We start from the raw sequence: 18,491 nt of genomic DNA, 5'->3' as shown, positions 1-18,491 counted from the left end.
AGCGCATTTGGGGCCCGGGGGGATTTGCAGGAGAAATCCCCCCGGCCTTGCTTTCTCAATTTTCCAAAAGGAGCTTTCACCATGCCACTCGATGGAATCTTTTTAAACCAGCTGAAAAACGAAATCGCGGACGTAATCGTCGGCGGACGGGTGGACAAGGTGCACCAGCCCGCCAAAGAGACGATCGTGCTCGCAATGCGCGCGCAGGCGGGCAATCACAAGCTGCTGATCTCCGCGTCAGCGTCGAACCCGCGGCTGCATTTCACCAGCCTGCCGCAGGACAATCCGAAATCTCCGCCAATGTTCTGTATGCTCATGCGCAAGCATCTTGCGAATGCAAAGCTGGTGGAAATCCGGCAGATTGGTCTTGACCGTATCCTGCATCTGCGGTTTGAAACGGTCAATGAATTTGGCGATAAGGTGGTTATGACCCTCGCAGTCGAAATCATGGGCCGGCACAGCAATATCATCCTGGTCGGCCCGGATAACAAGGTGGTCGATTCGATCAAGCGGATCAGCGACGAGATGTCCCGCGTGCGGCCGGTGCTGCCTGGGATGTCCTATACGCTCGTACCCGCGCCCGATCGCCTTTCGATTTTTACCGCCGCCCCAACAGAAATTGCAGAGCGGATAAAATGTGCGCCCGGTCTGCCACTTTCCAAAGCGCTGCTTGGTGTGCTGGAAGGGATGAGCCCGCTTGTCTGCCGTGAAGTGGCGCACAATGTCACCCGTGGCGGCGATACGGTCGTTTCCGAACTCACCGGGGAACAGGAGATGCGTCTGAAATTTTACCTTTCACAGCTTTCCGATACCCTGCGGGAAGGCAAGGCGCATCCGGTCATGCTGGTGGACGCCGCCGGCAAGCCGAAGGACTTCTCCTATATCGATCTGAACCAGTATGGGCACACACTGGTTTGCCGCGCCTATGACACCTACAGCGGGCTGCTTGACAGCTTTTACAGCGAACGTGACCGGATTGACCGGATGCACCAGCGCGGCGCGGATCTTTTGAAGCTGCTGGTAAACCTTTCGGACCGCACCGCCCGCAAGCTTTCCACCCAGCGGGAAGAACTCAAAACGTCCACCGAACGCGAAAAGCTCAAAATCTACGGCGACCTTATCAATTCAAACCTCTATGCGTTGGAAAAAGGGCAGAATACCGCCCGCGTCCAGAACTACTATGAGGAAGGCTGCCCGGAGATTGAGATCCCGCTGGACGTGCGCCTCACGCCCGCCCAGAACGCCCAGCGGTACTATGCACAGTACCGCAAGGCGGATACCGCTGAAAAGAAGCTGCGTGCGCTCATTGCACAGGGTGAGGCGGAACTTGCGTATTTTGACACCGTTTTTGACGAACTGGCCCGTGCGTCGCTTGAGAGTGAGCTTTCCGCGATCCGGTCGGAGCTTGCGGGGGAAGGTTATGTACGCAGCACTGTGCGGCGTGGCATGAAGGAGGAACGTCTCCCGCCGCTTAAGTTCATTTCGGATGACGGCTTTACGATCCTCTGTGGCCGAAACAATCTTCAAAACGACCGGCTGACCCTCAAAGACAGCCGCAATGGGGACATCTGGTTCCACACCCAGAAGATCCCCGGGTCGCATGTCGTGATCATCACTGAAGGCCGGGAAGTGCCCAACCGTACGCTTGAACAGGCCGCGGTTATCGCAGCGTGGCATTCCAAGGCGCGTGAATCGGGCAAAGTCCCGGTCGACTATACCCAGATCCGCAACGTACGCAAACATCCCGCCAATAAGCCCGGATTGGTACTTTATGAGCCATATCAGACCGCAATTGTGGAGCCGGACCGCGCGCTGGTCGAGCGGCTCGCACAAAACCGATAAATAAGGGAGCCTGCCATTTGGCAGGCTCCCGTTTCATTTTGGTTTTGCGCGGCGTAGCAGGCGCATCCCGCTGTAAAGCAGCCCCCACAGTGCCCAGACCAGTGCTGCTGTACCCCAAAAATACCACCGCCCGGCAAGCCGCTGCACCATCTCAAGCGGCGAGCCGGGGGACGCAGCGCCAAGAAAGAGGTAATTTCCGCCGAAGGCGGTATTCGCTGCGGCATCCACACCGGCGACCGCGAGCAGAAACAGAAAACACCCCGGCAAACGCCGCGCACGCGGAAGGAACCCTTCTGACACGAAGAAAAGCGGTATTAGAAATAACAGCGTGTGCACCAGGATAAATTGGAGATAGTAGAAATTCCAAAAAGGATAAGCCGTTTCGCCCGGTGTGACAAGCGCGAAAAAGGCGCCGGGCATCCCAAGCGCAAAGGAAAGCTCACATAAAAAATCCTGCCGCGTCCACACTGCCAGAAATTCCACAAAAATCATTACGCCGCACAAGTGAAGCGGCAACGCCCATGCCGGATCAAAACTGCCGGACAACAGGAGCAGAAGCATGCGTAATAGCTCAGAGGAAAGCATAGCCGCGGCGGCAATCCGAAGCCAGTGCTTTTGTTCAGAGGCCGTTTGCTTGTCGAATTTTTTCAGCAGCCAGATGCAAAATAAAAATACCCCCACAAGCCAGGCCAAATGCATCGGACTGAAGATCGCAACACCCTTTGTTCCGGGCAAAATCCGGTTTGCCGGAGCAAAAAATCCCAAGATAGCGTCGCCCTCCTCGATCATTTATGATTCTGTTTCCAGTATAGCGGTCTGGATCGATGTTGTAAAGCAAAAGGACGGGCAGGCGATTGCCTGTCCGTCCTTATTTTGATCCGGAGGGATCTTATTTCATGCCGTTCTCGTAAGCTTCGATCATCTTTTTGACCATCTGGCCGCCGATAGAACCAGCCTGACGGGAGGTCAGATCGCCATTGTAACCCTGCTTGAGCGGAACGCCGACTTCGTTGGCAGCTTCCATCTTAAAACGGTTCATAGCTTCTTTTGCTTCAGGGACAACAATACGGTTGCTGGAAGAATTAGAGTTAGACATAATTTCATACACTCCTTAAATTTTGAAAATAAAGTTTGTGCGTTTGCAGTAATAGTATCGGCGCGGAATCTTTGATTATAACTGCCAAATCTTACGCATCCGGGGACCAATTTCCACCGGCTTCATTTCTGTTGACGCAATTCAAGCTGCATGGCATGGGCCATTGGATTTTTTCGTCCAAGCATGCAGAATACTGCCGCGCAGGCGAGCAGAGTGAACGGTTCAATTGGAGAAGAGAAGGAGACCGGCAGCTCAAACGGCTCAATCGAAGTCCCATCGAAAGCCGTGACCTGTCGGCGCAGGGAGATGACCGCGCTGTCCCGTGTGAGGGAGGAGAGGGTGAAGGTATCCGAATTGGAAAGCCCACAGGTGAGTGCTTTGAGATGCCGGGAGGCAACCAGCTCCATGACCGGTTTATTGGAACTGTCCACAATTGCTACGGCGTTTGCACAATCGGCGGTTTCGGGCAGGCAGCCCGTGTCGCGCACGATGAAAATTGCATTTTCACAATTCAGTTTCATAAAAGAATGCGGCGCAAGATATACAAGATCCGGCCCATTCCCATGCAATGCCGCCGCATCCGCGTCGATCACAAGAATGCTTAACGCGTTTTTACAGCTGCCCTGCAGCAGAGAACACAGCCGCTTGTCCGAGGCTCGCGCAGTTACTACGACCACTCCACATCACCCATATTTCGATTTTTTTTCTTTCATTAGTTTCCCCGCAAATAAAAATAAAATCCTCCGGTATCCGGAGGATTTTATCAGGCAGCTCGTTTCGAAGCGGGACGTTATGCATTTTCAATCATTTGGGTAAGCTGATGTTTAGAAGTCAGCCCTACATTACGGCTGACTTCCTGGCCGTCTTTAAAAATGACGACGGTCGGAATGGACATTACGCCGTATTTTACAGCAAGTTCCTGTTCTTCATCAATGTTTACTTTGCCGATGACCGCTTTGCCGTCCAGGTCATTGGCGAGTTCTTCGATGATGGGGCCAAGCATTTTGCATGGACCACACCAGGGAGCCCAGAAATCGACCAGGACCGTTGCGTTTGCCTGAAGCACCTTGTCATTAAATGTATCATTTGTAAAATGTTCAACTGCCATAATGAAAGCCTCCTTAAAATGTGTTTCGTTATCACAATTATACACCTTTTAAGTATATAATCAAGCGTTTTTATAAATAATTTCTATCTTCCTTTAGGATTTATCATGGATCCGGAAATATTCCAGCAATTATCTGCAATTGAAAAAGAATTTAAATGCGCAAAAAATGTGAGATTTAGGGCTTGACTTTTCCAAAATCAGAGGTATAATATAACTCGTGACTAAAACAAATTGCCCGATTGTGTAATGGTAGCACGACAGACTCTGACTCTGTTTGTCTGGGTTCGAATCCTAGTCGGGCAGCCACGTCGAGGTGTGGCTCAGTTTGGTAGAGCGCTGCGTTCGGGACGCAGAGGCCGCAAGTTCAAGTCTTGTCACCTCGACCAAACAAACACGGTGAAAAAGATGTCATCGGCAGAAATGCCGATGACATCGCCGTTTTCAGAGCTTTTTACCCCCGAAAACCCCCGTTCAAAAAAGCATCGTTTTTAGGGATGTCATCGGGCGTTTTTCGCAGATCGTGTGTATTTGAACTCTCACTCTGCCATAACCTTACAAAAATCCTTTATTATAAGTGAAAATAGTGAACGCAAAGAGCGGTCGAATTTGAGGAAATCCATCCTCGATTTGACCGCTCTTTTTTTGTTTGCGGAAAGGACAAACAATGCCGGTCAAATACAAGCGAAACAAACGCTCCGCCTGCTACGATTCCGACTGCCTGACAAGCGCAGGCAAAATAGCATCGCCATCTCGTCCTTGCGGTCCGTTCAAAAGCTGCGGGAATTGCCCATACGCTTCCCACGGTTTCCTGTGCTATAGCCGCGAGGGGGATTGCCTGAAAACAGACATGGAAAAACTCAGCCGAAGGAGGGACAAACAATGCGAGTCATGATGCAATGCATCCGGGAAAACAACCACAGCAACCTCAGGTTTCCCTGCACGGAGAAAGAGCTGCAGATTTTGTGCGACAGCTTGGGCGTGCGCAACACAGCCAAAACCGAAGTCCATATTGACATCGTTCATGACGATGCCAGGCTGGCGGCTCTGCTCTCGGGAAAAACCGTCAATCTGGATGAACTCAACTACTTTATGAAGCGGATGGACAGCTTTGACGAGGGGGAACGGAACACCTTTCATGCCGCGGCCGCCGGTCAAAAGCTCTCCACCCTGCGGGAAATGATCAACCTTACCTTTAACACCCACTGTTACAGCGTTGTAGACGATTTCAGCGATCTTGACCGCCTCGGCAAGAACTTATACCTAAACCAAATGGGAAGCGTTTCAACCAAAGAATTAGCCGAATTTGACGGCAGGGCGTATGTGGAGAAGATGATCGCGGAACATCCCCAGCCGCTGGTCACACCCTACGGCCTGATCTATGAAAACGGCAACCGGCCGCAGCAGCTCTATAACGGCAGAACATTCCCCGCCTATTGGTATGAACCGAACCCCATCACCCTCAGCATCAGCAAAGAAAAGGCCACGGAATATCTGTATTTGCCTGTGGAAAAATCCGAGGCGGATAAGGCGCTGCAGCGGCTTGAGGCGGAATCCTTAGACGAGGTGGTATGGAGCGTTGAGATGCACGACCTCCCGAATAACCTCGCCGATGTGATCATCACAGAAAAAGCGGATTTTGCTCACCTCAATCAATTTGCGGCTATGCTCAAGGAGAGAGGTGTGCATGAGGTAAATGCCCTGTCCGAATTGGCGGCCTTTGCAAACATCACCACGGCGGAGCAGCTTAAAACCCTGGCGGAATGTATGTATGAGTTCGAGAGCTTTCCGGGCATTCACAGCGCCGGGGAATACGGAAAATACATGATCTGCGAAAGCGGCCGCTTCGAGTATGACGAAAACCTTGCGGATTACATCGACTTCGAGGCTTATGGGCGGGACAAGATCAGCCGTGAAACCGGAGCGTTTACCGGCCGGGGCTATCTGCTCTATCACGGATATAATCAAGAGATGCAGTCCATTCTCGGTCAAACCATCGGGCTGAAAGCCAAAGATATGCGCGGCAGCTTCGCCCTTTTGGATGGGGCAATTGCCGACCTCAATGCCGAGATGGAGGACGGCGACAGCCTTGATTCGGTGCGGGTCAAGGCAATTTTTTATGCTCTGTATTTCGGCGCTGACAGCCCATCTCGCAAAGACCACCGCCTCTTTGCCGAGAGCTTCGTCACCTACGAGCAGCGTACACGCACCGTGGAATATGAGGACGGCACCACTGGCGAGGAGACCTACACCGTGGCGGTTCCCATCCGGGAACTGCCCGTGGTATACGCCAACATCAGCACGGCGATGGGCGTTTCTGTCACGCCGGAAAGCCAAGCAAACGCCTCGGAAATTTATTACCGTGCGCTGTACGGCAGACCGGCGCCCACCTATGGGCAGGAATTTGATGAGTGGTCGGACGGTCTGCCTCTTTCGTCCGCGCCGTTTATCGGGGCGGACGGTTTCTGCTCACCGTTAGGTGAGAATTGGCGCAGCATGGTCACCTCGGGGTTTGGCTACCGCAAAGACCCCTTCACCGGGCAGACCAAAGGACACAGCGGCCTTGACCTCGGCGCGCCCAAGGGCACATCTATTCGCTCGGCGCTGCCGGGGACGGTCTATGTGGTGCGCTATTCCAACAGCGGCTACGGCTACCATGTGATGGTGGATCACGGCGGCGGCTTCGTCACTTTATATGCTCACTGCTCCAAAATCCTCGTTACCGAGGGGCAGTCCGTGGATGCCGGAACGGTCATTGCCGAGGTGGGTTCCACCGGCCGCAGCACCGGCAATCATCTGCATTTTGAAATCAGAATAGGCGGCGAAAAGCAAAACCCAAGAAGCTATCTGCCGTAAGGAAGGATGCGAACATGAATAAAAACGACTTGCAAAAAGAGTGCCGTCAAATTATTGACGCCTGCAAAAAGAATCCGTGGTTGAATAATTTTGCCGATTACCCCCTCTATGACTACCCTTACTGTTTCAAGCAAATACATTCAGCCGAGGAAATGTATGCGGTGATGTATCACGGTAATATGAGTGTTCGCACAGGATATCTCTATAAGGATTTGGCGTTTATTCAGCAGGCAAATGGCGGCGATGAGTGGCTGGCGCTCAGAAAAGAAAATGGAGCTTACACCAGCTTTGAGAGTATTTCGTTTCGAGGAATCATCCTGCGAGATGGGGATGCGGGCTTTTATAACTACCTTGAAAAGCTGATTGAAGGCAATCAATCAGCTTTGGAACAGAGCAGTCATGCCCCGAGTTTACCATGGATATGAAAATGTAGGAGATGAATCTGATGAAAGAATATTTGAACAGGAGGAACTTCAGTATGAAAAAAGAGAACATCACCATCAGCATGGAGGCGGATAAGCTCCGCGCCACCAGGCGTTATATGGGCAAAAAGGACTCCTCCATGGAGCAGGAGCTGTCCGAGGCGCTGCAAAAACTTTACGAAAAATATGTGCCTGCCCCGGTGCGGGAATACATTGACGAGGGCGGCGAGGATATCCCTGTCACGGCAAAAAAGCAGAAAGAAAAAAGCAGAGCGGCGGCGCCTGTCACCCCGCAGGATACAGAATGATGGAGCAAATTACCGCCTTTATGCCACAGAGTTGTTGCAGCTACCCAATGGTGAGCAGCGAAATTTCGTTGGGTTTGCCAGATAGCTTTGCCGCCAAAGCTGTGGCATTGTGTTGGCGGGGACGCCTCCCCAAAAAAGAAAAAGGAGAAATAAAAAATGAATCGAATCGTTGCGAGAGAGTTGCAGGAGAAAATTACACACGAAGCAATCGCCATGATTGCGCTTGGCGGCAAGGAAGCAGCAGTTGGAAACCATACGCACACAGTCGAACTCATCGGAAAGGCATGGGGACTTCAACCTGAGAAAACAAGCGAACTGACGGAGCGCATTCGAAAAGGGCAGACAGAGGGCTTGCCCGACGAGGCAACAGCCGACCGCAACCTGCTTGCAAACTGGTCAGGGCTGGAAATCCTTGACGTGCAGGAGGGATTGTTCGAAACGGCGATTCGCCTTGAAAGCTTCGGGGAACGCACCATACTGTTCAACATGGCACAAGAGATTGGCGAAACGCAGAACCTGCTGGACTGGATTGAAAAAGCACCTGATGAAAAACAGACATGGATGGCCCCGGCCAACTAAACCGCGAAGCACAGCGGAGCCGCCCTACACAGGGCGGCTCCCTTTGTTTCCCCCACCGTTGCCGCCCTGTCGCCCCCGTGTGCGATTTTGGCAGGCGGGGTGGCATCCGTACCCCCGCACCGCCCGGAGAGCGTTGTGAGGGCTTTGTGTCGAGCTTGCCGCAGACCGACAGAATACCGCTGAACCCACCGAAAGCCATCGGTCGAAACAAGAGCAGGAGAAAGCGAGGTGCTGTAAACGCCCCTCGCGGTCACAGCGGACGGCAGTGCCGACCGCTTTTAAGCCGAAAACACAGCCCTTTTGCACAGCGTAGTCCGTTTGCCAAAGGTGCTGTAAATCGGTTTTTGTGCTGTCCAAGGTGCTGTGGCCCGTCAAAAAGCCCCGCCGTGTCAGCGTTTTTAAGGTGCTGTTAAAGGTGCTGGCATAAAACCGCAAGGAGGATTGAGCCTATGATTGAAAATAAAAGCGAGCTGAAGCAGCGGGTAGTGGCATGGCTCTACCCGGACATGATCAAGAGCATGGAAGCCATGATGCAGGAAAAGGATATGAAAAACCATACGGAGTTCGTGGAGAAGGCCGTGGACTTTTATATCGGATATTTGAGCAGTCAAAACAGCACCGCCTTTCTCTCCCAAAACCTGCTGGGAGCTATCCAGGGCACCTTGCAGAATACCGAGAACCGTGTGGCAAACAATCTGTTTCGGCTGTCGGTGGAGGTCGGTATGATGATGCATCTGCTGGCGGCCACGCTGGAGGTCACCGATGAAGAACTGCACAGCCTCCGTGGGCGATGCGTTTCCGAGGTGAAAAAGACCAAGGGTAAGATCAAGCTGGAGGATGCAGTGCAGTTCCAACAGGGTGCGGATAGCTGATGGCACGGCTGGTCATTAAAAACGGATACCTCAAGGGCGGCAAAGCCGCCGCACACCTTAACCATTTGGTGAAATACATTGCTACCCGTGATGGCGTAGACAAGATGACGGTCAATCACGGACTTTGGCGCAGCACAAAAAAACAGCAGTCGCTCATCGCACAAATCCTCCGTGAGTTTCCCGACAGCAAGGAGTCGCTGGAATATGAGGACTACCTTGCCCTGCCAAACCGTGAAAATGCTTCTGAGTTTATCACTGCCACGCTGGAGCAGCATATTGAGCAGATCGGCGGCAGAGAAAAATACCTCGACTATATTGCCAACCGTCCTCGGGTGGAAAAGCTGGACAGCCATGGGCTGTTCACCGCAGGCGATGAGAAGCTGGTGCTGGAACAGGTTGCAAGTGAAGTGTCGGCGCACACAGGCAACGTGTGGACGCCGATTATTTCATTGCGCCGGGAGGATGCGGAGAAGTTTGGATACGAAAGTGCATTTGCATGGAAAGCCCTGCTCTCCTCCAAGGCGCTGGAGCTTGCGGAAAGCCTTAAAATCCACCCCGACCATCTGAAATGGTATGTTGCGTTCCACAACGAAAGCCACCATCCCCATGTCCACATGGTCTGCTACAGCGCAAATCCCAATGAGGGCTACCTCACCAAGCCGGGGATACGCAAAATGAAATCAGCTCTTGCAACGGAAATCTTTCGGTGGGAGCTGATCCCGCTCTACGGAGAAAAGACCCAGCGCCGGGATGACCTCACCGAGCAGTCCCGCACAGCTCTGCGGGAGCTGTTGGTGCAGATGCAGAGCGGCACCTTACAGAATGAAAAAATTGAGCAGCTCATCGCACACCTTACGGAAAAGCTAACCCATACCACCGGCAGAAAGCAGTATGGCTATCTGAAAGCCGAGCTGAAAAATGTGGTGGATGAAATTGTGGACGAGCTGGCTCGTGACGAACGTGTGGCAGAAACCTATCGGCTGTGGCAAGAGGTCAAAGGACAGATCAATCATTTTTACAGTGACAAGGCGGCAGAGCCGCTCCCGCTTTCCAAGTGTGAGGATTTCAAATCCATTCGCAACATGGTCATCAAGGAAGCGTTGGCACTCTCGGACGGTGCGTTCACCTTTGAGGAATCAGTCGCCGCAGAAATGACCGTGCCGGATTCGACTGCCGATGACACTGCACCGCCGCCACTGATGGAGGACGATGCGGTTGAGCCGGAGTGTGATACAGAACAAGGCAGTGAGCAGCCCTTACACGACCGCAGAAGTAAACGCCCCAACTGGTGGACGGAGGACTACAAGTTGGCAAAGCAATATCTTTTCGGTGATGAAGAAAACGGTATTGCCCAAGATTTTGAGCAGGCTCGTAAAATGCTCCTCACGGAAGCGGAGCAGGATAATCCTCTCGCCATGTGCGACCTTGGCAGAATGTGCGCTGACGGTCTTGGCTGTGATGCGGATGCCGATGCTGCCCACCAGTGGTACGCCAAGGGGCTTGCCGCCTTTCACGCCGCAGAATCCGAAAGCCCTTGGAAGTACACCCAGTACCGTATCGGCAAAATGTATGCCGCAGGACTTGGTACAGAGCAAAGCTATGCTACGGCGGCTCACTGGCTGACCCTGTCAGCCAACGAAAAATATAAGTACGCCGAATATTCCCTCGGCGGTCTTTACTACCGCGGCAACGGTGTGGAGCAAAGTTTTGAAACCGCCTTTGATCTCTACACCCGCTCGGCAAACCAGTCCTTTCCCTATGCCAGCTTTGAGCTGGGCAAGATGTTCCGTGATGGAATCGGGTGTGCAAAAAACAACGCTGATTCCGACAAGCACTTTGCAGATGCCTTTACCGGCTTTACCGCATTGGAAAAGCAGAGCCATGATGATAAATTGCAGTACCGCCTCGGCTGGATGTTACTGAACGGCGTTGGCACAGAAAAAGATGAGGCGACAGCAAAAGAATACTTTGAAAAAGCCGCAGCGGTGGGCAATCCCTTTGCTTGCTACCAGCTTGCCAAGCTCATTCTCTCGGATGAAACCTCCAGTCCACAGGAGGTGGAAAAGGCACTGGTATTTCTCAAGCAGGCGGCAGCATCCGAAAACCCTTATGCACAATATTTTCTCGGCAAGCTCTATGAGAAAGGTCAGTTTGTCCCTCAAAATACTGCGGAAGCGGTGCGGCTCTATAAATTGTCTGCGGCACAGGACAACGACTATGCCGCATACCGTCTCGGCAAGCTCTACCTCGGCGGCGAGGGTGTCCTCAAGGATGTGGATGAGGCAATTCGTTGGCTGGACTTTGCCGCAGAAAAGAAAAATCAATATGCACAGTATGCCCTCGGCATCCTTTATCTCAAGGGGGAAGATGTTCCGAAGGATATTACCAAAGCGATTGAATTTCTAAGCAGAGCGGCAGTACAGCAAAACCAATTCGCACAGTACCGGCTGGGCAAGATTTACCTCACCGGAGAGGACGCCCCTAAAGATATAGACGCGGCAATCCGCTATCTGACCGCCGCTGCCGAACACAAGGTGAATTGCCCCAAAGGGGCAAGAGAGGGCGGCCGGGGCAACCAATACGCACAATACACCCTCGGTAAGCTCTATCTCATGGGCAAGGAAGTTCCAAGGGACAAAGAAACCGCCGCCAAATGGTTTACGCTGTCAGCGACACAGGGCAATATCTACGCCCAATTTTTCCTCGACCACATGGACGAATACAAAGACCCCTCCGTCATGCTGGCGGCAACCAGACTGCTTCATCATATGAGCCGCATCATGGGCGACACAGCCCCGGCACGAATGCCGCCAAACCAACACGCCGACCGGAAGCTGATGCAAAAAATCCGCGCTAAAAAGCAGGCGCAGGGCCATGCCCGAGATGATCACGAACAGACTATGCACACACTATAAAACCGGAGGAATCTCATGAATAAGCAAAAACAGATCACGAAGCCACTGCCACCCAAAGTGAATATAACATCTAACCAGCGCCGTCCTGTAAAAAGGATGGCGCTTTTTCACCGCAAGGGCAGCCGCAACAGTTAAAGGAGGTCACCATGGGAAGCTATGTACATTTTACAGACGAACAAAAACACCGGGCCAACAATGTTGACCTTGTGGATTTTTTAAGCAGACAGGGTGAAAAGCTGATTGCCAGCGGCAGAGAAAAAAGGCTTGTCTCAGACCACAGCATCACCGTCCGTGGCAACGAGTGGTACGACCATGCCGTGGAGAAAGGCGGTTACGCCATTGATTTTGTGCGGCAGTTTTATAACCTCACCTTTCCCGAAGCGGTGACCATGCTGCTGGGCGGGCAGCAGGGGCAGAGCTATCAGCCTGCGGATCAAAAAAAGCCGGAGCCGAAAAAGCCCTTTGCGCTGCCGACCGCCCACACCGATATGCGCCGGGTGTACGCCTACCTTGTCAAAAGCAGGCTCATTGACCGTGAGGTGGTGTCCTTCTTTGCCAAGCAGAAGCTCCTGTATGAATCCTGCGAAAAATACTATGACCTGTTCTCTGATAAGCTGATCCAGTGCGGCAGAGCAAGGTCCAAATTTAAGGATTGGAACGAGGATATCAAGGCAGCTCATGGGCTGACGGCGATTCCCGCCGAGCCGCATCCCCAGCATCTCATTCGGGATGCGGTCTGTTCCGAGCTGCGAAATGCCCTGCGCAGCGACAAGACCGATTGCTCCGCCGATATTCTTTCGGCGGAGCTTTTGAATGTCCGCAGGCATCTGCACGCCGGCAGCTTTGCCGAATCGGAGGACAGCCTAAAGGATATGCTGTGCCGCTCAGTGTCTGCCGCAGCCAAGGCGTATCACCAAGCCGGACACTGCCGCAACCTTGATACTGTACAAGCGCGGCTGTTCCATGGCTGCAAGACCTATGAAAATCGCGGGCAGTTTCAAACGCGGCTGAATGTTTTGGAGCAGGACATTATGTCCCTGCGTGGCTTTGACCGTGTACTGACCGCCGCAGAAAAAGAGCGGCTGGCGGAGCATTATGAATCCATCGCTACTCATTGCCTCAAAGCGGTGATTTTGGTGGAACAGCATCAGCAAAAGCAGGAGCAGCGGCAGTGCCAGGTAATGGCGATGGGATAAAAACAGGCATGGGCATCCCCAGTGGGTGTCCATGCCTTACTCATCTTAAAACATCACAAATGGAAAGGAACACACCATGAACGAACCTGTTTTTATGCTCATCGCTGCCGGTGCTGTGATGTTTGCAGTCATCGGCGGCTTATCCCTGCTGGCCCACTACTACACCCTAAACGGCATCAAGTCCCGCACCGTGGGCGACGGTCAGCACGGTACGGCGCGCTTTGCCACCAAGCAGGAGATCAAAAGCACCTATCAGCATATCCCATTCACACCCAAGGAGTGGCGAAAGGGTGAAAACTGTCCATCCGCCAGACAGCAAGGGCTGATCCTCGGCAGCACAGGAAAGAAAAACGCCGTCACTGCGCTGGTGGACACCGATGATGTCCACTGTCTCATGATCGGTGCATCCGGCGTGGGCAAGACGGCATTCTTTTTGTATCCCAACCTTGAATATGCCTGTGCCAGCGGCATGAGCTTTTTGACCACCGACACCAAGGGCGACCTCTACCGCAACTACGGAGCTATTGCCCGCAACCACTACGGCTACCATGTGGCGGTCATTGACCTGCGCAATCCCACCCGCAGCGACGGCAACAATATGCTCCATCTGGTCAACGCTTACATGGACAAGTACCTTGCTGATGAAACCGATTTGGTATCAAAGGCAAAGGCGGAGAAGTATGCAAAAATCATTGCCAAGACCATCGTCAATGCCGGGGATGAAAACTTCGGGCAAAACCAGTTTTTCTATGATGCTGCCGAGGGACTGCTCACCTCGGTCATTCTGCTGGTTGCGGAATATCTGCCCCCTGCCGAGGTGGATGGCAAAAAGGTGGACTGCCGTCACATTGTCAGTGTGTTTAAGCTGGTGCAGGACTTGATTGCCCCCCAGCAAGGTCAAAGGCAAAAGCCAGTTCCAGCTGCTCATGGACAAGCTGCCCACGGATCACAAAACCCGCTGGTTTGCAGGTGCCGTCCTCAACTCCGCAGAGCAGGCCATGATGTCGGTCCTATCCACCATCCTCTCCCGCCTGAACTCCTTCCTCGACTCCGAGATGGAGCAGATTTTGTGCTTTGACACCGCCATTGACGCGGAAAAGTTCTGCAAGGAGAAGTCAGCGCTGTTCATCGTCTTACCCGAAGAAGATCTAACCAAGTATTTCATGGTCTCCTTGATGATTCAGCAGCTCTACCGTGAAATCCTTGCGGTGGCTGACGAAAACGGCGGCAAGCTCCGCAACCGCGTGGTGTTCTACTGCGATGAGCTGGGTACGCTGCCCGCCATCCAGTCGCTGGAGCTGATTTTTTCCGCCAGCCGCTCCCGCCGCCTGATGATGGTGCCAATCATCCAGTCCTTTGGACAGCTGGAGAAAAACTACGGCAAGGAGGGCTCGGAAATCATTGTGGACAACTGCCAGGACACCATCTTCGGCGGCTTTGCCCCCAACAGCCAGACCGCCGAGGTACTGTCCAAGGCATTGGGTTCTCGCACTGTCATGTCTGGCAGCGTGAGCCGGGGCAAGAATGACCCCAGCCAATCCCTGCAAATGATGGAGCGCCCTCTCATGACCGCCGATGAGCTGAAATCCATTCCCAAGGGCAACTTTGTGGTGATGAAAACAGGCACCCACCCCATGAAAACCAAGCTGCGGCTGTTCCTTGATTGGGGAATTGTCTTTGACGGCGTTTACACCGTTTCGGAGCGCGCCCACCGCAAGGTGTCCTACGCCGACAGGCAGACGCTGGAGGAAAACATCATTCGCAAGCACCTTGCCTGCATTGCGGTGGATGAAAGCACCGGCGAGATACTGGAGCCGCCCACAGGCACCGGAACACTGCACACCCCTGTGGTAGAACAGGAGCAGCCCCGCCGCCGTACCCATGTCAAAACTTAAATGTTAGGAGCAAGCCGTATGAGCTATTTTAATCATCTCTACAAAGCCTCGCCCGATGAGCTTCCCCATCGGGCGAGAGCTGTTTATATGTACCTCCGTGACCGTGCGGGTGTGGGACAGGACTGCTGGCCTGCGGTGAACACCATCGCCAAAGACCTGAACCTCTCCCGAAGCACTGTCAAGCGCGCCCTTCATGACCTCACCAACGCCGGACTGGTGGAAAAGGAAACACGCTATCGGGAAAACGGCAGCCACACCAGCAACCGCCTTATTTTGAAATAGCCGCAGAGCATCAAAAATCCGCAGTCTCCCGCCAAGGGGAAGCTGCGCCTAAATGGGGTCCCCGCAAAGTCGCAAGACTTTGTGGGGAGAGGAGGAGCAACGGAGCGTGTGAGCTTTTGCCGCTTGCGGCGAAACGAACAGAGCGCAGTTTGCGACGACGAGAACCCAGCTGCGGTTCATGGTGAACCCGCCAGAACTGCTCACTCTAAGAAATATTTATCACAGAAAAAGAACAACAGGGCTACTCCTTTTTGTCCGCTTTCTGCTTGCAACTCCGCAATCCGGCAGGTGAAGCTGAACCAAACCGCCGTCCCCAATATGAAACACGATATCGCCGATCTTGTTTTGTCCATTCTTCCCGCCCGTTACAATGGAAAAAAACCATTGTGAAGGAGAAAAAATATGGACAACAAACAAACTTACGGATATATCCGAGTATCCACCCGCGAACAGAACGAGGACAGGCAGTGGATAGCCCTATCTGTCTGGGAAATTCCACAGAAGAACCTGTTTACGGACAAGCAGAGCGGCAAGAACTTTGATAGACCCGCCTATAAGCGGCTCATAAAAAAATTGAAGCCGGGCGACCTCCTGATTGTGGGGAGCATCGACCGGCTGGGCAGGAACTATGATGAAATTTTAGAGCAGTGGCGGATGATCACCAAAGAAATCCGGGCGGACATCCGAGTGCTGGATATGCCGCTGTTAGACACCGGCGTTCATCGGGACTTGACAGGGACGCTCATTGCCGACATTGTACTTCAGCTTCTGTCCTATGTGGCGCAGAGTGAACGAGAAAACATTCACCAGCGGCAGGCCGAAGCGATCGCCGCCGCCAAAGCGCGGGGCGTGCGATTCGGAAGGCCCGCCTGATTTTGAGTCCCTCTATGCTTCTTGGCGCAGCGGAGAAATCAGCGGCGGCGAGCTGGCCGCCAGATGTGATATGGCGCTGGGTGCGGTATACTGCAAGCTTCGCCAGCGGGGTATCCACCTACAAGCCGAAAGAAGGAAGAAAAAGCCATGAGGCGTCCTTTGGGTTTACAGCGGCCCGTATGTTAGGAGTTGTTTACCAGCAGACGGAGTCGGAACATGGTTTCATCTGCCTGATAATCAAGCACTGCACCGTACTTTTCCGCAAAAGCGGCGATGCTCCGAGTGCCGATCCCATGGCCGCTCTCTTGGGCTTCCGGCAGGTCCTCATTGTCAAACCGCACCTCGCCGCCATAGGTGTTGACCACCTCCAGCACAAGATGGGGCATATGCAAAATCCGTACAGCAATTCTCTTTTCTCTATCTGCCGGCAGCTTGCCGCAGGCATGGATGGCATTTTCCAGTGCATTCGCCAGTACCATCGCCAGTTCCGCCGCTTCCACCGGCAGCTCTGCGGGTACATAGCACTCTGCTTCGACCCGGATTCCCGCATCCTCCGCTTGCCGGAGGTGATAGGCAAGGATGGCATTGACGGTGGGATTGTCGCAGTAATTCGGCAGAACGGTCTTTTGGTTCAGCTCATCGAAGCTCCCAAGCACCCTAAGAGCCGCCGCCGTGTCCCCCGCTTGCAGCAGTGTGGTGACTTCGGCTATGTAGTGGCGCATATCGTGGCGGTAGATTCGCACCTGTTCATTGCTTTGGCGAAGCATTTCCGCATGCCGCTCCATTGCCCGCACCTGAGACATTAAGGAGTCGTTGTCGTTTTGAATTTTCAATAGAGAATAGGTGCTGTGGAACACCTGATAAATGATGAAATAGACGAAGCCGAGTATCACATACAGGAAGGCAACGCCCGGCAGATTATCGGTGCGTACATGGGGATACAGTCCCAAAAACATCACCAGAGCAAAAAACAGCATAGGGATCACAGAGAGCACCCGCCAGCTGCTTTTCCTCATATGCTCCGCTAAAAACTGATAGGGCTCCCGCAGATACCGCACGAACAAATAGAGGATGACCGAAAAGAAAGCACCCCTTACCAAAGCATCCTGCCAAATCAGAACGTCCTCTCTGTCCAGCGCCCCGCCCAGCAGGAAATGAGAGAGGATAGAGGTGAGGTAAAAGACATTGATCGCTGTAAAAAAGTTGAACAGGAGCTGAGAAGGTCTGTCCTTTGTGGTAAACAGCAGAAACAGCAGGCTGGGAATCAGCAGCACCAACGCGTAGACCTGCTTCATCCGCTCAGAGCCGACGGTGAAAATGAGGGCGGAATTGACCACTGTGCCAAGCACGGCGATCATCGCAAAAAAGAGCCATGCAGTCTTGCGGCTGCACTTAAAGCGCGACATGGCAAAAATCAAGGCAACAGGAAAGCCGTTGGCCACCAGCTGGCGCAGCACGGTTTGGGCTGCATATGCATATTCGATATTCATTCCTCCATCCCCCTTTCCAGCAGGTAATTCAGATATGTTTTCCGCGCCTTGGCAAAGGCTCGGGAAATCGGCGCCTCGACCCCGTCTGTCATGACAAAGCCCTTTGCGGCTACCGAGCGGATATGCTGCATATTCACGATGAAGGCGGCGGCGGTCTGTACAAACCGCCCATCCCCGCACAGCGGCTGGACGATTTCCTCAAACCGTCCCCGCAGCGTCAGGCTCTCCACCGTACTCCCATCCGTCAGATGGCAGTACAGGCGGCGGTTGCAGGTTTCCGCATAGGCAAGCCTGCAAAATGGGATCGCCTCAATGCCATGCTCTGTATTCACCCGCAGCCGCTTTGCATCTTCCGCATCCAGCCGCTCCACGGCTTTATTCAGGCACTGAAAAAGCTCCTGTTCGGAAAACGGCTTGAGCAAATACCCTTGGGCTTCCACCTGATAGGATGCCAGCGCATAGTCCGGGGAGGAGGTCAGGTAGATGAGGACGGCGGTCCCGTCCCTTTGCCGAATGGCCGCGCCTGCTTCAATTCCGTTGACATTCGGCATGAGAACATCCAGCAGGTACAGGTCAAACCGTCCCCGCACATCGATGGCCTCCAGCAGATCGTAGCTGCTGGCAAATTTCCGCAGGGAAATGTCCAGCTCCGGCCGCTGCTCACGGTATCGCTCCAGCAGTGCACAGGTGTGTTCCAGCTCCTTGATCTCATCATCGCATATGGCGATTTGCAGCATCAGGTATCGCCCTCTTTCCCGGT

16 protein-coding genes, 2 tRNA genes and 1 pseudogene are annotated in these 18,491 nt (G+C 53.4%); 13 read left to right on the top strand and 6 right to left on the bottom strand.

What is annotated here, in order from left to right:
• Window positions 1–81 precede the first annotated feature (81 nt).
• Window positions 82–1,842, top strand: coding sequence for an Rqc2 family fibronectin-binding protein (locus BN4275_RS16630; protein ID WP_066460137.1), 1,761 nt, complete (start codon window positions 82–84; stop codon window positions 1,840–1,842).
• Window positions 1,843–1,875: 33 nt separating this feature from the next.
• Here BN4275_RS16630 and BN4275_RS16625 read toward each other — a convergent pair whose 3' ends face one another.
• The 4 genes from BN4275_RS16625 to trxA form a co-directional block, all read right to left on the bottom strand.
• Window positions 1,876–2,607 carry a YwaF family protein gene (locus BN4275_RS16625; RefSeq protein WP_158572925.1) on the bottom strand — a complete coding sequence of 244 codons (732 nt, stop codon included), beginning with the start codon at window positions 2,605–2,607 and terminating at the stop codon, window positions 1,876–1,878.
• Between the two features lie 124 nt (window positions 2,608–2,731).
• Window positions 2,732–2,938, bottom strand: coding sequence for an alpha/beta-type small acid-soluble spore protein (locus BN4275_RS16620; protein WP_066460135.1), 207 nt, complete (start codon window positions 2,936–2,938; stop codon window positions 2,732–2,734).
• Window positions 2,939–3,060: 122 nt separating this feature from the next.
• A complete protein-coding gene (locus tag BN4275_RS16615; protein WP_066460134.1) occupies window positions 3,061–3,615 on the bottom strand; it encodes a hypothetical protein in 555 nt (184 codons plus the stop codon).
• 113 nt (window positions 3,616–3,728) lie between these two features.
• Window positions 3,729–4,046, bottom strand: a complete 318-nt coding sequence (trxA, locus tag BN4275_RS16610) for a thioredoxin (RefSeq protein ID WP_066460133.1) — start codon at window positions 4,044–4,046, stop codon at window positions 3,729–3,731.
• Between the two features lie 232 nt (window positions 4,047–4,278).
• Here trxA and BN4275_RS16605 point away from each other — a divergent pair.
• From BN4275_RS16605 to BN4275_RS16550, 12 genes and pseudogenes are all read left to right on the top strand, one after another.
• Window positions 4,279–4,352, top strand: a tRNA-Gln gene (locus BN4275_RS16605).
• Between the two features lie 3 nt (window positions 4,353–4,355).
• Window positions 4,356–4,432 (top strand) — tRNA-Pro (locus BN4275_RS16600).
• A gap of 493 nt (window positions 4,433–4,925) precedes the next feature.
• Window positions 4,926–6,899, top strand: coding sequence for a peptidoglycan DD-metalloendopeptidase family protein (locus BN4275_RS17845; RefSeq protein ID WP_066460132.1), 1,974 nt, complete (start codon window positions 4,926–4,928; stop codon window positions 6,897–6,899).
• Window positions 6,900–6,913: 14 nt separating this feature from the next.
• Window positions 6,914–7,324 carry a hypothetical protein gene (locus tag BN4275_RS16590; RefSeq protein WP_066460131.1) on the top strand — a complete coding sequence of 137 codons (411 nt, stop codon included), beginning with the start codon at window positions 6,914–6,916 and terminating at the stop codon, window positions 7,322–7,324.
• A 53-nt stretch (window positions 7,325–7,377) separates the two neighbouring features.
• The gene (locus BN4275_RS16585; RefSeq protein WP_066460130.1) at window positions 7,378–7,629 is read left to right on the top strand and encodes a DUF6103 family protein; all 252 of its coding nucleotides are present in this window, start codon (window positions 7,378–7,380) and stop codon (window positions 7,627–7,629) included.
• 156 nt (window positions 7,630–7,785) lie between these two features.
• A complete protein-coding gene (locus BN4275_RS16580) occupies window positions 7,786–8,208 on the top strand; it encodes a hypothetical protein (RefSeq protein WP_066460129.1) in 423 nt (140 codons plus the stop codon).
• A gap of 449 nt (window positions 8,209–8,657) precedes the next feature.
• Window positions 8,658–9,080 (top strand): hypothetical protein, encoded by a 423-nt coding sequence (locus BN4275_RS16575; protein WP_066460128.1) that lies wholly within the window; start codon window positions 8,658–8,660, stop codon window positions 9,078–9,080.
• The gene (mobP3, locus tag BN4275_RS16570; protein ID WP_066460127.1) at window positions 9,080–11,995 is read left to right on the top strand and encodes a MobP3 family relaxase; all 2,916 of its coding nucleotides are present in this window, start codon (window positions 9,080–9,082) and stop codon (window positions 11,993–11,995) included. The genes BN4275_RS16575 and mobP3 overlap by 1 nt, the downstream gene beginning before the upstream one ends.
• A 146-nt stretch (window positions 11,996–12,141) precedes the next feature.
• Complete coding sequence (locus tag BN4275_RS16565) at window positions 12,142–13,191, top strand: DUF3991 domain-containing protein (RefSeq protein WP_066460126.1); 1,050 nt, start codon at window positions 12,142–12,144, stop codon at window positions 13,189–13,191.
• 76 nt (window positions 13,192–13,267) lie between these two features.
• Window positions 13,268–15,086, top strand: a pseudogene (locus BN4275_RS16560) (VirD4-like conjugal transfer protein, CD1115 family).
• Window positions 15,087–15,104: 18 nt separating this feature from the next.
• Window positions 15,105–15,368 carry a helix-turn-helix domain-containing protein gene (locus tag BN4275_RS16555; protein WP_066460125.1) on the top strand — a complete coding sequence of 88 codons (264 nt, stop codon included), beginning with the start codon at window positions 15,105–15,107 and terminating at the stop codon, window positions 15,366–15,368.
• Window positions 15,369–15,770: 402 nt separating this feature from the next.
• A complete protein-coding gene (locus tag BN4275_RS16550) occupies window positions 15,771–16,241 on the top strand; it encodes a recombinase family protein (protein ID WP_066460124.1) in 471 nt (156 codons plus the stop codon).
• 182 nt (window positions 16,242–16,423) lie between these two features.
• On the opposite strand, the gene BN4275_RS16545 is transcribed toward BN4275_RS16550, so the two are convergent.
• Window positions 16,424–17,731 carry a sensor histidine kinase gene (locus BN4275_RS16545; protein WP_066460123.1) on the bottom strand — a complete coding sequence of 436 codons (1,308 nt, stop codon included), beginning with the start codon at window positions 17,729–17,731 and terminating at the stop codon, window positions 16,424–16,426.
• Window positions 17,728–18,468, bottom strand: a complete 741-nt coding sequence (locus BN4275_RS16540) for a LytR/AlgR family response regulator transcription factor (protein WP_066460122.1) — start codon at window positions 18,466–18,468, stop codon at window positions 17,728–17,730. The genes BN4275_RS16545 and BN4275_RS16540 overlap by 4 nt, the downstream gene beginning before the upstream one ends.
• Window positions 18,469–18,491 lie beyond the last annotated feature (23 nt).

It is taken from the genome of Anaerotruncus rubiinfantis (assembly GCF_900078395.1).
GTDB classification, from domain to species: Bacteria; Bacillota; Clostridia; order Oscillospirales; family Ruminococcaceae; genus Anaerotruncus; species Anaerotruncus rubiinfantis.
Note: the sequence above shows the minus strand (reverse complement) of the source record. Positions and strands in the feature narration are given on the sequence as shown.

What these genes read in the sequence shown, in the direction of transcription:
- BN4275_RS16555 (WP_066460125.1), top strand. Translation starts at nt 15,105, where the DNA reads ATGAGCTATTTTAATCATCTCTACAAAGCCTCGCCCGATGAGCTTCCC.
- BN4275_RS17845 (WP_066460132.1), top strand. Translation starts at nt 4,926, where the DNA reads ATGCGAGTCATGATGCAATGCATCCGGGAAAACAACCACAGCAACCTC.
- BN4275_RS16630 (WP_066460137.1), top strand. Translation starts at nt 82, where the DNA reads ATGCCACTCGATGGAATCTTTTTAAACCAGCTGAAAAACGAAATCGCG.
- BN4275_RS16590 (WP_066460131.1), top strand. Translation starts at nt 6,914, where the DNA reads ATGAATAAAAACGACTTGCAAAAAGAGTGCCGTCAAATTATTGACGCC.
- BN4275_RS16550 (WP_066460124.1), top strand. Translation starts at nt 15,771, where the DNA reads ATGGACAACAAACAAACTTACGGATATATCCGAGTATCCACCCGCGAA.
- BN4275_RS16575 (WP_066460128.1), top strand. Translation starts at nt 8,658, where the DNA reads ATGATTGAAAATAAAAGCGAGCTGAAGCAGCGGGTAGTGGCATGGCTC.
- BN4275_RS16620 (WP_066460135.1), bottom strand. Translation starts at nt 2,938, where the DNA reads ATGTCTAACTCTAATTCTTCCAGCAACCGTATTGTTGTCCCTGAAGCA.
- BN4275_RS16585 (WP_066460130.1), top strand. Translation starts at nt 7,378, where the DNA reads ATGAAAAAAGAGAACATCACCATCAGCATGGAGGCGGATAAGCTCCGC.
- BN4275_RS16580 (WP_066460129.1), top strand. Translation starts at nt 7,786, where the DNA reads ATGAATCGAATCGTTGCGAGAGAGTTGCAGGAGAAAATTACACACGAA.
- BN4275_RS16540 (WP_066460122.1), bottom strand. Translation starts at nt 18,468, where the DNA reads ATGCTGCAAATCGCCATATGCGATGATGAGATCAAGGAGCTGGAACAC.
- BN4275_RS16565 (WP_066460126.1), top strand. Translation starts at nt 12,142, where the DNA reads ATGGGAAGCTATGTACATTTTACAGACGAACAAAAACACCGGGCCAAC.
- trxA (WP_066460133.1), bottom strand. Translation starts at nt 4,046, where the DNA reads ATGGCAGTTGAACATTTTACAAATGATACATTTAATGACAAGGTGCTT.
- mobP3 (WP_066460127.1), top strand. Translation starts at nt 9,080, where the DNA reads ATGGCACGGCTGGTCATTAAAAACGGATACCTCAAGGGCGGCAAAGCC.
- BN4275_RS16545 (WP_066460123.1), bottom strand. Translation starts at nt 17,731, where the DNA reads ATGAATATCGAATATGCATATGCAGCCCAAACCGTGCTGCGCCAGCTG.